Here is a 13,636-nt window from a genome sequence, read left to right on the forward strand (position 1 = left end):
CGGCCAGAGGGCCGGGCGCCGGTGCGCGAAGGGGCAAGCCTGTTCGCCGATGGCGCGTCGTCCGCCCCCATCGGCGCGGTGACCTCCGGCGGGTTCGGCCCGACGCTCAATGCTCCCCTTGCGATGGGTTATGTGCCGGCAGCGCTGTCGGCGCCGGGCACGCAGCTGTTTGCGGAGTTGCGCGGCCAACGTCTGCCGCTCGAGGTCGCAGCCACGCCGTTCGTTCCGAACACTTACAAACGCTAAAGCAACACTTATTGACCAAGACTTGTGGACCAAGATTTGCAACCGCTGACGCAAACGAGGGTAGATGCTCATGACCACGCTGTTCACGCCAGATCATGAATGGCTCCAGATCGACGGCGATGTCGCCACCATCGGGATCACCGACTACGCGCAGTCGCAGCTCGGCGACGTCGTGTTCGTCGAACTGCCGAAAGTCGGCCGCGCGCTGAAGAAGGCGGAGGCCGCAGCTGTGGTGGAGTCGGTCAAGGCCGCCTCCGACGTCTATGCGCCGATCACGGGCGACGTGGTCGAGGTCAACGAGGCGATCACGGCCGAGCCCGCGCTGGTCAATTCGGACGCCGGCGGCAAGGCCTGGTTCTTCAAGATGAGGATCGCCGACAGGAGTGAGCTCGGCGGATTGCTGGATGAAGCCGCCTACAACGCGCACACGGCGTGAGATGAGGAAGCAAGCCGCCAAGCCCACGGCGTCATCGCCTGTGAAAGCGGACGATCAAATATGCCGCGGCGTCTCGGTTCAATCGCTACTGCCAGTGCTTACTGGATGCCCCGCATTCGCGGGGCATGACGACGAATAAGGACCCCCATGAACGCGCCCTTCAAGCCGGCCGACGCCGCCGCAACCTCCTTCGTTCGCCGCCATATCGGCCCCTCGCCGCGCGATATCGCGGCGATGCTGGAAACGGTCGGCGCCGCTAGCCTCGGCGCGCTGATGGCAGAGACGCTGCCGTCGACGATCCGGCAGGAGGCTCCGCTCACCCTCGGCCGTGCCCTGAGCGAGACCGAGGCACTGGCGCATATGGGCCAGCTCGCTGCACAGAACCTCTGCTTCACCTCGCTGATCGGCCAAGGCTATTCCGGCACGATCCTGCCCGCGGTCATCCAGCGCAACATCCTGGAGAACCCGGCCTGGTACACGGCCTATACGCCGTATCAGCCCGAGATCAGCCAGGGCCGGCTGGAGGCGCTGTTCAACTTCCAGACCATGATCTGCGATCTCACCGGGCTCGATGTCGCCAACGCCTCGCTGCTCGATGAGGCGACCGCGGCGGCGGAAGCGATGGCGCTGGCCGAGCGCACGGCGCAGGCCAAGACAAAATCCAAGACAAAATCCGACACGAAATCCTTCTTCGTCGACCATGAGGTGCATCCGCAGACGCTCGCCGTGCTGCGCACCCGCGCCGAACCGCTGGGCTGGACGCTCATCATCGGCGATCCCCTGGTCGATCTGGCGCAGGCCGATGTGTTCGGCGGCATTCTGCAATATCCTGGCACGTCGGGCGCCGTGCGCGATCTGCGGCCGGCGATCGCGGCGCTGCACGGCAAGGGGGCGATCGCCATCGTCGCGGCCGATCTATTGGCCCTGGCGCTGCTCGCCTCGCCCGGCGAGCTCGGCGCCGATATCGCCATTGGCTCCGCGCAGCGGTTCGGCGTGCCGATGGGGTATGGCGGTCCGCATGCGGCCTACATGGCGGTGCGCGACGCGTTGAAGCGTTCACTGCCCGGCCGCATCGTCGGCCTCTCGGTGGATTGCCGGGGGATGCCGGCCTATCGCCTCGCGCTGCAGACCCGCGAGCAGCACATCCGCCGCGAAAAGGCGACCTCGAACATCTGCACCGCGCAGGTGCTGCTGGCCGTGATCGCTTCGATGTACGCGGTCTATCACGGGCCGGAGGGGCTGTCGCAGATTGCGCGCGACGTGCATCGCCGCACGGCGGTGCTGGCGGCAGGCTTGCGCAAGCTCGGCTTCGCGCGCGCGTGCGATGCCTTCTTCGACTCGGTGACGGTCGATGTCGGCAACCAGCGCGACGCGATCGTGGCGCGGGCGCTGGCGGAAAAGATCAATCTGCGCCTCGGCGAGGGCACGCTGGGCATCGCACTCGACGAGACCACGACGCCCGAAATCGTCGAGGCGGTGTGGCGCGCCTTTGGCGGCCGCCTCGCTTATGCCGAGGTGGCGGCGACCGCGCACGAAGCGCTGCCGTCCGAGCTGAAGCGGACAAGCCGCTTCCTCACCCATCCGGTGTTCCACGCCCACCGCTCGGAGACCGAGATGCTGCGCTATATGCGCAAGCTCAGTGATCGCGACCTCGCGCTCGATCGCGCGATGATCCCCTTGGGCTCCTGCACCATGAAGCTCAACGCGACCACGGAAATGATCCCGCTGACCTGGCCACAATTTGCAACGCTGCATCCGTTCGCGCCGCGCGAGCAGGCCAACGGCTATCACGCGCTGTTTGCGCGGCTGGAACAATGGCTGTGCCAGATCACCGGCTATGATGCGATCTCGTTGCAGCCGAACTCGGGCGCGCAGGGCGAATATGCCGGCCTGCTCGCGATCCGCGCCTATCATGCAAGCCGCGGCGAAGCTCATCGCAGGGTATGCCTGATCCCCTCCTCCGCACACGGCACCAACCCTGCGTCCGCCCACATGGCCGGCATGGACGTCGTGGTGGTCGGGTGCGATGCGCGCGGCGATGTCGATGTTGATGATCTCCGCGCCAAGGCGGACGCGCACGCGAAAAATCTTGCGGCGGTGATGATCACCTATCCCTCGACCCATGGCGTGTTCGAGGAACATATCGGCGCGATCTGCGCCATCGTTCATGGCCACGGCGGACAGGTCTATCTCGACGGCGCCAACCTCAACGCGCAGGTCGGGCTCGCCCGGCCCGGCGACTACGGCGCCGACGTCAGCCACCTCAATCTGCACAAGACGTTCTGCATCCCGCATGGCGGCGGCGGCCCCGGCATGGGGCCGATCGGCGTCAGAGCGCACCTGGCGCCGTTCCTGCCAGCCCATCCTGCGACAAGTCAGCCTGCGGCCAGCCAGGCCGAAATCGATCGCGGCACGGCGCAAGCGGTCGGGCCGGTGTCGGCAGCGCCATTCGGTTCGGCGTCGATCCTGACCATCTCCTATATCTACATGCTATTGATGGGTGGCGACGGCCTGACCCGCGCCACGGAGGTCGCGATCCTCAACGCCAATTACGTCGCGGCACGACTCGATGCGCATTTCCCGGTGCTCTACCGCAACGCCAAAGGCCGCGTCGCCCATGAATGCATCGTCGATCCCAGGGGATTGAAGCAGGCGAGCGGTGTCACCGTCGACGATATCGCCAAGCGGCTGATCGATTACGGCTTCCACGCCCCGACCATGAGCTTTCCGGTGCCGGGCACGCTGATGATCGAGCCGACGGAATCCGAATCGAAGGCCGAGCTGGACCGTTTTTGCGACGCCATGATCGCGATCCGGCGCGAGATCGCCGCGATCGAGGGCGGCCGCTTCACCGTCGAGGCTTCGCCGCTGCGCCACGCCCCGCACACCGTGCACGACATCGCCGACGAGGGGTGGGCTCGCGCCTACAGCCGCGCCGAGGGCTGCTTTCCGGAAAAGACCTCGCGCACCGACAAATACTGGAGCCCGGTCGGCCGGGTCGACAATGTCCATGGCGACCGCAACCTGGTGTGCGCGTGCCCGCCGGTTACGGATTACGCACAGGCGGCGGAGTGACAGCCGCAAGCAGTCATCCCGGGGGCACGCGATAGCGCGAACCCGGAATCTCGAAATTGTGTTGCTTGGCTGTTACCGCATCGTTATTTCGGATCAGCCCGCGAACAGCGGACTATCCGAATAACGGCTCAAACCCGTCTCACTCCTCCGCCGGCTCCTCGCCGTCGGCATCGCGCTCGGCAGGTCCAGCCAGGATCTGCTCGGCGATCAACCCGGAGTTCTGTCGGATCGAGGTCTCGATCTTGGCGCTCATGTCAGGATTGGCCTTCAGGAACGCTTTCGCGTTCTCGCGGCCCTGCCCGAGCCGCTGGCTGTCATAGGAGAACCAGGCGCCGGACTTTTCGACCACGCCGGCCTTGACGCCGAGATCGAGGATCTCGCCCATCTTGGAGACGCCCTCGCCATACATGATGTCGAACTCGACCTGCTTGAACGGGGGCGCCAGCTTGTTCTTCACCACTTTCACCCGCGTGGTGTTGCCGACCACCTCGTCGCGCTCCTTGATCGCGCCGATGCGGCGGATATCGAGCCGGACGGAAGCATAGAATTTCAGCGCGTTGCCGCCAGTGGTGGTTTCCGGCGAACCGTACATGACGCCGATCTTCATCCGGATCTGGTTGATGAAGATCACCATGGTGTTCGACTTGTTGATCGAGGCGGTGAGCTTGCGTAGCGCCTGGCTCATCAGCCGTGCCTGCAGGCCCGGCAGCGACTCGCCCATCTCGCCTTCGAGTTCGGCCTTCGGCACCAATGCCGCGACCGAGTCCACCACCAGCACATCGACCGCGCCGGAGCGCACCAGCGTGTCGCAGATTTCCAGCGCCTGCTCGCCGGTATCGGGCTGCGAGATCAGGAGTTCGTCGACGTTGACGCCGAGCTTGCGCGCATAGACCGGATCAAGCGCATGTTCGGCGTCGATGAAGGCGCAGATGCCGCCTTTCTTCTGTGCCTCCGCGATGCAGTGCAGCGCCAGCGTGGTTTTCCCTGAAGATTCCGGCCCGTAGATCTCGACCACCCTGCCCCTCGGTAGTCCGCCGACGCCCAGCGCGATGTCGAGCCCGAGCGAACCGGTGGAAATGGTCTCGATGTCCATCGAACGGTCGTTCTTGCCGAGCTTCATCACCGAGCCTTTGCCGAACTGGCGCTCGATCTGGGACAGCGCTGCGGCCAGCGCCTTACTCTTATCCATTGAGGAACCTTCGACGATGCGCAGGGCGGGGACGGTCATGGCCTAACTCCTTATGGCGGGGATTCGCTTGGGCGACAAATGGTTAACGAAACGGGCCGGTGGTTAGTAACAACGTACCCCATCTGTTCCATGTTCGCAATATGTTCTTTTCACGAGAAGCCGCTGCCGGACACTTTTGGCGCCTATGAGCCTCTCTCGGTCGAATCTCGGAGTTGCATCGACGAGTGACCCCAGATCGGCACGAGTATTGCTTGGTTTACTGCCAAGCAAGGCACCGACGGTGCATCGCCCAGGCCCGGCGCACTTGATACCCGGCAAAAGTGCGTCGGGCCGCATCTTCCGCGTTCGGGAGATTCGCGCGTGAGCGGCAAGCCGCCGAAGCTGCCGCCAGAGCCTGACACTCGCCTCAAATTCAAATCATGTGCCTACGCGGCAGTCAGCAATGATCGCTTGTGAGGCGATCCACGTTTGATTGAGCATGATCCGCGCGCAAGCGCGTTGCGCGTTTGTCGCGAGAGAAAACCGCTGCACAACCATAGCCCGAGGGCATGCCTTTCCGGATCAAGCTCCAGCTCGCAATCGTGCGCGATCCTTTGCACCGACCTTGCCACGCCGCCTCACTTCGGAAACAGCTTGTCCCGGATGTACCGGGAAGTCGCCGTCAGGCGGATGCCGCGCGGCTTGCGCCACGAGGCGCGATCGATCTCGTGCTTGTCGCCGATCGCCAGCCGGCCCGAGGCCTTTTCGGCGATGAAGATGGCATCGCTCATCTTGCGGCCCGAATGCCGGTTCTTGGCCTTGACCTCTTTCCACAGCCGCAGCCGGCCAAGCTTCAGCTTGGGAAGCTCTTCCCTGATCTCGCGGCGCAGACAGTCCTTGTCGTTTTCGCGCGCCCGTTTGCGGCCACCCGGAAACATCCACAGGCCGTCGCTGCGGCGCCTGACGAGAAGAACCCTGCCGCGCTTGGCGGCGATCAGTTTTGATGACTTAGCCATGTCCCATCGACGCAACGTCCAAAGCGGAATCGCACAACGTTAGCATCTTTGACCGGCGCGACAAAAATTCCGCAAGATATTTCCATTGCAAGAGCCCCGATCGCACAATCGTCTCCGGATACCTCGCCGGCCGAGCATGGCGCAGCCCGATTCGAAGGCAATCTCCGCGCGCCAGCCTCTAGCCCGATGCTTCGTCCTCGAGAGCAACCAGGTTGTTCCGTTCGGCTGCAGCGTCCATCGTGGCGCGACACCGCGCGGCTTCGGCGGCCAGCTTGCTGTCCTGCGCGCGCAGGATGCGGACGAAATCGGCCATGCTGGAGCGATCCTGGAGTCGACCGATGGCGGACGACATGTCGATCTCGGCAGGATGCGCATGGCCTTGCCGGACCTGGCGAAGCAAACGAACCAACAGCTTCATGGATTGGACACTCGAGCGGAGCAGGCGAGATGGAATTTGCCATCGAACAAGTCGCGACCTCTCGTCGGGTTCCAATCGCGAGCGCTGCCGGTCCCTTTTTTGAGCAGCAGCCGTTTTGCCCGTGGCCTCCGGTGTTCTCCGAAGGGGAACGAAGTTCCCGGAAGGAGGCCGCGTGCCTGGCCCCTGATGGTGTTCCGGCTGTCTCAGGCGAGCACTGCTCGCGCTCGGCAATCGCATGTCACCCGGACTGTCATGGGGACGTCACGGCCCGTGCGAGAAGAGTCCGGTGACAGCCGCACCAATGCGGCCGCGATCAACTTTCGGCTCAGACAGCACGGACGTCTTGGAACGGTCAACGCCGCAGGGCATGATGAGCCCATGAAAAAAGGCGACGTGATTTGCCCCGAATGCAGCGCCGGTTTCCGCCGGCTTCAACTGGACTCGCGGCGGGGTACCCCAGGCGCGTTTCGCTGCCCGCTCTGCGACCACGTGCTGGAAATGCTGGACGGCACAGCCGAGGTTGCGTACCGTCTTACGGTCGCACCCGAGAAGCTGTTCGAGTAATCGCGCGCGGTCGTCTTGCCCGCATCCCGAAGATATTTGATTTCGCTCAACGCCGCGTTGCGGCGATCGCCTATCATAATTCTGTCATTGCCGAACTGCCCCTGGGGAGCTCCGACGTTGACGCCGGGCCCCGAACGCAAAGTCGTTCGGGGCTCGGTTTCATTTGCTGGGATGCGAAAGAGTCCGACGATACGCCCGAGCCCATGAGGTCGCCGATGACCGTCCATACGCCAAAACTTTTGACGCCCGAAGAGTTCGCCTCGTTGATTGAGGTTGCGGTCGCCTCGCCCGACCCCATTATCCCGGCAGCGCATCTGACGAAGCTGGTGACGCTCGGCTTTGTCGTCCTGGCTGAAAAGGGCCCGATCGTCACCGGCGACGGCTTGATCCGGATCACGGAGAGCGAATGAACGCCGACCGGCCGATCAGGGATCAGGCATCAGACACGGCGACAGAAGATCCGCTGCGACCAACTGACGAACAGATTCTGCAGCATCTCGGAGCCGCCGCGATGCTGTGCTGGAACGAGCTGCCGTTCTCGTCCCAGACACGGATCCTGAGCCAGGCCAACGACGTCATTGGGCTCACGCCGATCCCGGGGGCGCGCGCCGAAATCGTCAGGCTGATGCTGCGCCGCGAGAGGATGGGATGACGGCAAAATCATGCCGGAGCCTGAGGCGACGTTTCCTGCCCGTAGTCTCCCGGAATTGATCTCGCTGTTCCGCGCCTGCACTGTTGATCCACCTTGCGGAATCCCATGGGCTTGGGGCGGGCATCATGCATGGGGTCTGCCATGCCGCTCTATTTTTTTCGTATCCGAAATGGCCGGTTTTCCGGTGCGTCCGAACTCGGCACCGAATGCCCCGACCGCCACGCCGCGTGGACCGAGATGACCAGCGTCTGCGCCGATATGGTCAGCGGTATATCGCGCAAGCTCAAGCAGAACTCGGAGTGGCAACTGGAGCTCCTGGACGAGTCCAAGCAGCCGGTATTCCGCATCCGGATCGTGTCGGAAACGCTTGATTAGCCACGCCATTTCGTCACCGAGGGGTGGGCTTTGATCTAGATCAAAGGGAACCGCGCCGACCGTGCGAATCTAGTGGCAGCATGAGTCATATTGTTTTCAAGTGCCCCCGGACGGGCATGAACGTTCAGCACTGGATCGCGGACGAGCCTCTTTCGAGCGACGCAAGTGCGACCCACGAAACCGTCATTTGCAAAGCCTGCACCGGGATTCATTTCATCGACCGCAAATCCGGTGCCCTGCTGGGCGCGACCACCCCGTCTAGGCCGCCCTCCAGGAGCCCTAAAGAACACCTCGAATGACGTTTTCAGCTTGGGAGAGAGGATCAAATCTCATCTCGATTCGCGCTGAAGATCGTTCAGTCGGCGCTCGGCAGCCGGCGCATAGTGAACTCGATCTCGCCGCCGGGCAGTTCGCGCCAGCTTTCGACCGCGCTCATGTAGCCGGCCTTGGGATAGCGGGTGAGGAAATCGCGCGCCTTAGCCCTCGCCTCTTCACGTGGCAGCGTGAAGGTCGCGCGCAGATAACCGTCGTCCGGCTTCCGCCGGCCGGTCACCCGATCTCTTGCCGCTTCGCTTGCCATCCGGCTGGCAAGATCGCGCGGGCGAGCGCCCATGTCGCAACTCCGCTACAACAACGACGGAGTTAATATAGGCGCATTGACAAGCCGGTTGGAGTCCGATTCGGACCTCCGGTTCCGTCAGTTGGCGTTGCTGCCGGTCTTGGTCTTCGGCTTGGCGGAGGCGGCCTTCTTGTCGGCGGGCGCAGCTTTGGGCGTGTCGCTGCGCACGGTGCCCCAGGGATCGGACGAGGCCTTCGCGTCCGGAATCTTTCTCAGCGATTCCCTGTAGGCCTTGTCCCTCTCCGCTTCCTGTTCCTTCTCCTCGGGAGTCTTGGAGACGGTTTCCGGAATCAGATTGATGTTTGGCATCTGCGCACGCGCATAGGCGGGCAAGGTCAGCAAGGCGACCGTCGCGGCAATGCGAAGAACTTTCATCGGATGCTCCCCTGTCTTTTGCCTGCGCTATATCACCGGTCAAGCCGAAGCGCCAAGCGAGGTCTGGCGACTATAAATGATCCGATTTGCAGGATTTCGGCGGCGGCATCCAGTCGTCCCAGATCGGACCGCATTTGGTGCAGCCGTTCAGCACGAGGCCCAGCGCGATCGTACCAACCACAATTCCCCATCGCCGAAGCATGGCGGCCCCTCTGCCCCATCCCGCATCATACGGTCGCGATGCCGGCCTTTTCAAGCCGAACCAAGGCGTATGTTGCTTTCGGCGAACACCTTTTAAGGTGGCCAAACCGCAATCAGGTGAGGAACCGGCGTTCATGCAGGATCGGGAATTCGATATCGACGAGGCCAGGGGTGTCCTCGCCGACGTGTTCGCGCCATGGGTCAGGGATCTCGAGCTTTCAGTCGAAGCCATCGCTGACCGGCCGCCGCCCGACGCTGCAGCCGACTGGCAACCTGGCGCCATCCTGCGCATGGCCTTCTCCGAGCGGCTATGCCGGCACGGCGGCATCGTCTGCGGCCAGGCGCTGATGGCCCTTGCCGACACCGCGATGGTGATCGCGATCCTTGCCGCCAACCGCGGATACCGGCCGATGACGACGGTGGATCAGACCACGCATTTCATCCGCGCCGTCACCTCTTCCGACGTGTTGGCCGACGCGCGCGTCGTCCGGCTCGGGCGCACCATGAGTTTCGGCCGCGTCACGCTGTCGAGCGTCGCCGACAACAAGCCGGTAGCAATGGTTTCGAGCGCTTTTGCAATGCTGTGAGAGCGCGTGTTTCGGAAACATGGTAAATCAAGCGTAAATGGATCGGCGCCGGTGGACATATTCGCGTTTATCCGCCCTCAATCCGAGGCGGCTAATTTGGGTTAAAATGGCGACATGCGGGCCATGCCGATGAGCGAGACCAATTCAGAGCACCGGACATCACCCCGGCACCGGGTGTTCAAGGGCGGCAGACTGGCGTTCCCGGACGGCGGCGCCGTGGACTGCGTCGTGCGAAACATCTCGTCGTCCGGCGCGCGCGTCGATGTCGTCGATCCGCGCGGCCTGCCCGAGGTTTTCACCCTCGTGATCGCGGCCGATCACTTCAAGCGCCGCTGCCATCCGGTCTGGAGTCATGACAAGCAGATCGGCGTGGTGTTCGAATGAACACTACCCGACTTGGCTTCGGCGCCAGCGCCAGCGCCACCACGAGAGCGCTATCAGCACAATCACGAGCAGCGCCGCGCCGGCGCCGCCCATGAAGCGGCCGCCGGGACGGTCGATGGTGCGCGACCACAGCGTGGGCGCTTCCCCCGGCCGCGCCAGCCGGAACGCCACCACGCTGTCGCCGATCGTCGTGCCTTCTTCGGAATGGCCGCCGGCAGCGATGACGACATACTGCTCGCCCTGCCACAGATAGGTCATGGGATTGGCGACGCCGGGCACCGGCAGCCTGCCCTGCCAGAGCTCCTGCCCGGAGCTGGCGTCGTAGGCGCGCAAATAGGCGTCCATCGCGCCGGTGAAGACGAGGCCTCCCGCCGTGATCACGACACCATTGACCAGCGGCGTGCCCCATCCGAAGGCGAGCCCCAGCGGCGCGCGATCCTCGGTGGTGCCGACGGTCGCGCGCCAGAGAATTTTTCCGGCCCTGAGGTCGAGCGCGACCAGCGTTCCCCAGGGCGGCTTGTTGCACAGCAGGCCGAGACTGGAGATCGCGACCCTGCGCGTCATCGCAAAGGCCGCGCCGCGCTGCCGCCCCAGCTCGACGCCGCGCGGCGGCGTGAAGCCCTCCGCCTCGGCGACCGGCAGCAATTTGATGAGATGCACGGCGTAGCTCGTGTTGGCATAGAGGATCTGGTGGACGGGGTCGAAGGCCGCGCCGCCCCAGTTCACGCCGCCGCCGGTCATCGGAAACTCCAGCGTACCCTGGGTCGAGGGCGGCGTGTAGAGCCCGTCATTGCGGGCGTTGGCGAACTGCGCATCACATGACGGACTGCCGATCAACGGCAGCGGCTTGAATGTGTCGTCGCGCGAAAAACGCTGCGGCATCAAGGGTGGCACATGGGTCGGAAACGGCTGGGTCGGCGACAGCCTTTCCCCTTCGGCGCCGCCCTGCGGCACCGCGCGCTCTTCGACCGGCCAGACCGGCTTTCCGCTGTCGCGATCGAGCACGAAGACAAAACCCTGCTTGGTCGGCTGGATCACGACATCGCGCATTCCTTCGCCGGTATCGATCCGAGCCAGCGTCGGCTGCGCCGGCAGATCATAGTCCCAGACATCGTGATGCACGGTCTGGAACGACCAGACCAGTTCGCCGGTCTCGGTCTTCAACGCGACCACCGAATTGGCGTGCTCGTCATTGCCGACCCGCTTGCCGCCCCAGAAATCCGGGCTTGGCGAGGTCGTCGGCAGGAATACCAGCCCGCGTTCGTCATCCGCCGAGATCGGCGCCCAGACATTGGCATGACCTGCCTCGATGCCGTCGTGAAGCAGCGGATCAAAGCTCCAGCGCGGCTGCCCACTGCGCGCATCGAAGGCGCGCACCGTGCCGCGCGGCGCATCGACGCGGACATTGTCCGCAATCGAGGAGCCCACCACGATGACGTCGCGGCTGACGACCGGCGCCGAGGTGATCTGGAATTCGCCCGGCCACAACAGCTCCTTGCCGATCTCGATCCGGACTTCGCCGTGATCGCCGAAATCGGCGCAGGGAACGCCGGTTCTTGCGTCGAGCGCAATCACGCGAGCGTCATTGGTGCCCATGAAGATCCGGCTGCGGCAGGCAGCGCCTTCAGCGGCGTGGCTATCCACCCAATAAGCAACACCGCGGCAGACGTAACGGTTGGCAGGGCGTTCACTATTGCTGACCTTTGGATCGTAACGCCATTTTTGCGTTCCGGTGCCGGGATCAAGCGCGATCACCTCGTTGTATGGCGAACAGAAGATCAGGCTGTCCTCGACCAACAGCGGCGTCGCCTCGAACTTGGTCCGCGCCATCACGGCCGGCGGCCGGCTGTCGAGATCACCGGTGCGGAATTGCCAGGCGCCGACGAGTCGATCCACATTGTCAGGGGTGATCTGCGCGAGCGACGAGAACCGCGTTCCGCCCTGGTCGCCGCCCCAGTATTCCCAGCCCAAGCCCGGCGCAGCCGCTAAAGAGCCCGGCGCAGCCGCTAAAGAACCTGGCTCAGCCGTTAGAGCGCCTGGCGCAGCCGTTGGGGGGGGCGGTGCAGCCGCGAGAGGGGCCAGCGCGGATATCAGCGCGGCCGCCTGAAATAGCCGAGCAAGCGCAGCCAGGACAGCCTTGCGCGGCTTTGCCGCGGCGAGAACACGATGTAGAATGATCACAGCCGTGGCCTCGCTTCTCAGAACGCACCTTCGCCCCATGCTTCGATCGCTATTCCAACTGGCCGCACCCTCTTCTGTCCAGTCGCGATGGGACGAATGGCTTGTTTCGGGTGACGAAAAGCAGGGCGCAGGGACTAGCGGCGCGGACCCACGCCTCGCGGTTCCGGGCGTTTATGCCATCGTCACCGCCCTGATCGTGATCTCCAACTGCGTCGGCACGTTCTCGATTGCGCGCGACATCGCGTGGCGGCTGGGTGCGCCTCACAATCTCTGGGAACCGGCGCTATGGGAAATCACCAGCGGCATCGTCATCATCGCGCTATTGCCGCTGGCGAGAACCGGGGCAAGGTTGATCCAGACGGCCATGCACCGACTGCTCTTCCTCGGAATTGCACTTGCGCTGTTGCTGCTGGCCTTCTCGGCGCTGCATATCGCCGGCATGGGCTTGCTGCGCGAAGCGGCGTACCGGTTCGCAGGATGGGCATACAGCTTTCCGTGGATGCGCGAGATTCCCTACGAGTTTCCAAAGGACTTGTTCGCCTACACCGCCTTTGTCGTGATCTTCTGGCTTGGCGAACGTCCCTCCGCATTTGCGGCGCCGGCCGCAGCCGAAGCGGTTGCGCCGACGGCAGCGGGCGCTCCAGCCACGCCCGCGGAGCTCTGGCTGCGCGACGGTCGCACCAGTATCCTGATCAATGCAAGCGAGATCGTCTCGGTCACCTCGGCCGGCAATTACGTCGAATACCAATTGACGAACGGACGCGCTCATCTGATCCGCACGACGCTGCAAGACCAGGAGGCGCGGCTGGCGCCGTTCGGCATCGTGCGCGTGCATCGGAGCCGACTGATCAATGCCCGACGCATCGTGGCGCTGGAATGGCGCGCGTCAGGAGATTTCGAGGTTCGTCTCGATACCGGCGAGACGGTCGCCGGCAGTCGACGTTTCAAGGCAGCCGTGACAGAGATCGCGGCCTGACCGGCCATTTGCGTTGATGCAGATCAACAATTGGTCAGGTCGTTCCGTCGAAGCGTTCTCGTGCAAGCAGCTCACTTGAACGCGATCACTTCGCCTTCTTGTCGGAATCGGCGGGCCGCGCCACACCCCAGGGATCGTATTTTTCCTTCGGATCTGGAATGCGCTTGAGCGCCTCCTTGTAGGCCTTCTCATCTATTTTCGGCTTTTGCTCCTCGGATTTCGTATCGCCGCCGCGATTGTGCTTGCCTCCGCCTCCTCCCATCTGGGCCTGCGCGGGTAACGCCAACAACGCCAGCAACACCGCCGCTATCGCCAAGGTCTTCATTGCGGATCAACTCCCCTGTCGTCGCCCGCGGCGACGTT

General features: G+C 63.9%; 18 protein-coding genes. 10 read left to right on the forward strand and 8 right to left on the reverse strand.

Going from position 1 to position 13,636, the window contains the following annotated elements; all coding sequences use genetic code 11:
• The 3 genes from WCB02_RS14845 to gcvP all read left to right on the forward strand — a co-directional run.
• Nucleotides 1–246, forward strand: a 246-nt coding sequence (locus tag WCB02_RS14845; protein ID WP_423958994.1) for a glycine cleavage T C-terminal barrel domain-containing protein, incomplete at its 5' end; no start/stop codon positions are given.
• A 70-nt stretch (nucleotides 247–316) separates the two neighbouring features.
• Nucleotides 317–682 (forward strand): glycine cleavage system protein GcvH, encoded by a 366-nt coding sequence (gcvH, locus tag WCB02_RS14850; protein WP_423958996.1) that lies wholly within the window; start codon nucleotides 317–319, stop codon nucleotides 680–682.
• Between the two features lie 147 nt (nucleotides 683–829).
• Nucleotides 830–3,757 (forward strand): aminomethyl-transferring glycine dehydrogenase, encoded by a 2,928-nt coding sequence (gene gcvP / locus WCB02_RS14855; protein ID WP_423958997.1) that lies wholly within the window; start codon nucleotides 830–832, stop codon nucleotides 3,755–3,757.
• Nucleotides 3,758–3,896: 139 nt separating this feature from the next.
• On the opposite strand, the gene recA is transcribed toward gcvP, so the two are convergent.
• The 3 genes from recA to WCB02_RS14870 all read right to left on the reverse strand — a co-directional run bounded on the left by recA (nucleotide 3,897) and on the right by WCB02_RS14870 (nucleotide 6,254).
• The gene (gene recA, locus WCB02_RS14860; RefSeq protein WP_423958999.1) at nucleotides 3,897–4,985 is read right to left on the reverse strand and encodes a recombinase RecA; all 1,089 of its coding nucleotides are present in this window, start codon (nucleotides 4,983–4,985) and stop codon (nucleotides 3,897–3,899) included.
• Nucleotides 4,986–5,563: 578 nt separating this feature from the next.
• Nucleotides 5,564–5,941, reverse strand: coding sequence for an NUDIX hydrolase (locus tag WCB02_RS14865; protein WP_423959001.1), 378 nt, complete (start codon nucleotides 5,939–5,941; stop codon nucleotides 5,564–5,566).
• A 178-nt stretch (nucleotides 5,942–6,119) separates the two neighbouring features.
• The gene (locus WCB02_RS14870; RefSeq protein WP_423959003.1) at nucleotides 6,120–6,254 is read right to left on the reverse strand and encodes a hypothetical protein; all 135 of its coding nucleotides are present in this window, start codon (nucleotides 6,252–6,254) and stop codon (nucleotides 6,120–6,122) included.
• Between the two features lie 483 nt (nucleotides 6,255–6,737).
• Between WCB02_RS14870 and WCB02_RS14875 the strand changes: the two genes are divergently transcribed.
• From WCB02_RS14875 to WCB02_RS14890, 4 genes are all read left to right on the forward strand, one after another.
• The gene (locus WCB02_RS14875; RefSeq protein ID WP_423959005.1) at nucleotides 6,738–6,923 is read left to right on the forward strand and encodes a hypothetical protein; all 186 of its coding nucleotides are present in this window, start codon (nucleotides 6,738–6,740) and stop codon (nucleotides 6,921–6,923) included.
• 215 nt (nucleotides 6,924–7,138) lie between these two features.
• Nucleotides 7,139–7,333 carry a hypothetical protein gene (locus tag WCB02_RS14880; RefSeq protein WP_423959007.1) on the forward strand — a complete coding sequence of 65 codons (195 nt, stop codon included), beginning with the start codon at nucleotides 7,139–7,141 and terminating at the stop codon, nucleotides 7,331–7,333.
• The gene (locus tag WCB02_RS14885) at nucleotides 7,330–7,575 is read left to right on the forward strand and encodes a hypothetical protein (RefSeq protein WP_423959009.1); all 246 of its coding nucleotides are present in this window, start codon (nucleotides 7,330–7,332) and stop codon (nucleotides 7,573–7,575) included. The genes WCB02_RS14880 and WCB02_RS14885 overlap by 4 nt, the downstream gene beginning before the upstream one ends.
• A 141-nt stretch (nucleotides 7,576–7,716) precedes the next feature.
• Nucleotides 7,717–7,950 carry a DUF6894 family protein gene (locus WCB02_RS14890; RefSeq protein WP_423959010.1) on the forward strand — a complete coding sequence of 78 codons (234 nt, stop codon included), beginning with the start codon at nucleotides 7,717–7,719 and terminating at the stop codon, nucleotides 7,948–7,950.
• A 355-nt stretch (nucleotides 7,951–8,305) separates the two neighbouring features.
• Here WCB02_RS14890 and WCB02_RS14895 read toward each other — a convergent pair whose 3' ends face one another.
• The 3 genes from WCB02_RS14895 to WCB02_RS14905 all read right to left on the reverse strand — a co-directional run bounded on the left by WCB02_RS14895 (nucleotide 8,306) and on the right by WCB02_RS14905 (nucleotide 9,146).
• Complete coding sequence (locus tag WCB02_RS14895) at nucleotides 8,306–8,563, reverse strand: hypothetical protein (protein WP_423959012.1); 258 nt, start codon at nucleotides 8,561–8,563, stop codon at nucleotides 8,306–8,308.
• Between the two features lie 84 nt (nucleotides 8,564–8,647).
• Nucleotides 8,648–8,944, reverse strand: coding sequence for a hypothetical protein (locus WCB02_RS14900; protein ID WP_423959013.1), 297 nt, complete (start codon nucleotides 8,942–8,944; stop codon nucleotides 8,648–8,650).
• A gap of 70 nt (nucleotides 8,945–9,014) precedes the next feature.
• Nucleotides 9,015–9,146, reverse strand: a complete 132-nt coding sequence (locus WCB02_RS14905) for a peptidylprolyl isomerase (RefSeq protein ID WP_423959014.1) — start codon at nucleotides 9,144–9,146, stop codon at nucleotides 9,015–9,017.
• 133 nt (nucleotides 9,147–9,279) lie between these two features.
• Here WCB02_RS14905 and WCB02_RS14910 point away from each other — a divergent pair, with 133 nt between their 5' ends.
• Both WCB02_RS14910 and WCB02_RS14915 read left to right on the forward strand, forming a co-directional pair.
• Nucleotides 9,280–9,732 (forward strand): PaaI family thioesterase, encoded by a 453-nt coding sequence (locus tag WCB02_RS14910; protein ID WP_423959016.1) that lies wholly within the window; start codon nucleotides 9,280–9,282, stop codon nucleotides 9,730–9,732.
• A gap of 129 nt (nucleotides 9,733–9,861) precedes the next feature.
• A complete protein-coding gene (locus WCB02_RS14915) occupies nucleotides 9,862–10,116 on the forward strand; it encodes a PilZ domain-containing protein (RefSeq protein ID WP_423959018.1) in 255 nt (84 codons plus the stop codon).
• 3 nt (nucleotides 10,117–10,119) lie between these two features.
• Here the strand turns inward: WCB02_RS14915 and WCB02_RS14920 are convergent, their stop codons facing one another.
• On the reverse strand, nucleotides 10,120–12,087 hold the full coding sequence (locus WCB02_RS14920) for a pyrroloquinoline quinone-dependent dehydrogenase (RefSeq protein ID WP_423959020.1): 1,968 nt from the start codon (nucleotides 12,085–12,087) through the stop codon (nucleotides 10,120–10,122).
• A gap of 247 nt (nucleotides 12,088–12,334) precedes the next feature.
• On the opposite strand from WCB02_RS14920, the gene WCB02_RS14925 reads away from it, so the two are divergent.
• The gene (locus WCB02_RS14925) at nucleotides 12,335–13,273 is read left to right on the forward strand and encodes a LytTR family DNA-binding domain-containing protein (RefSeq protein ID WP_423959022.1); all 939 of its coding nucleotides are present in this window, start codon (nucleotides 12,335–12,337) and stop codon (nucleotides 13,271–13,273) included.
• 85 nt (nucleotides 13,274–13,358) lie between these two features.
• On the opposite strand, the gene WCB02_RS14930 is transcribed toward WCB02_RS14925, so the two are convergent.
• On the reverse strand, nucleotides 13,359–13,598 hold the full coding sequence (locus WCB02_RS14930; protein ID WP_423959023.1) for a hypothetical protein: 240 nt from the start codon (nucleotides 13,596–13,598) through the stop codon (nucleotides 13,359–13,361).
• Nucleotides 13,599–13,636 lie beyond the last annotated feature (38 nt).

The sequence above is a fragment of the Bradyrhizobium sp. genome (assembly GCF_049581145.1).
Classification (GTDB): Bacteria; Pseudomonadota; Alphaproteobacteria; order Rhizobiales; family Xanthobacteraceae; genus Bradyrhizobium.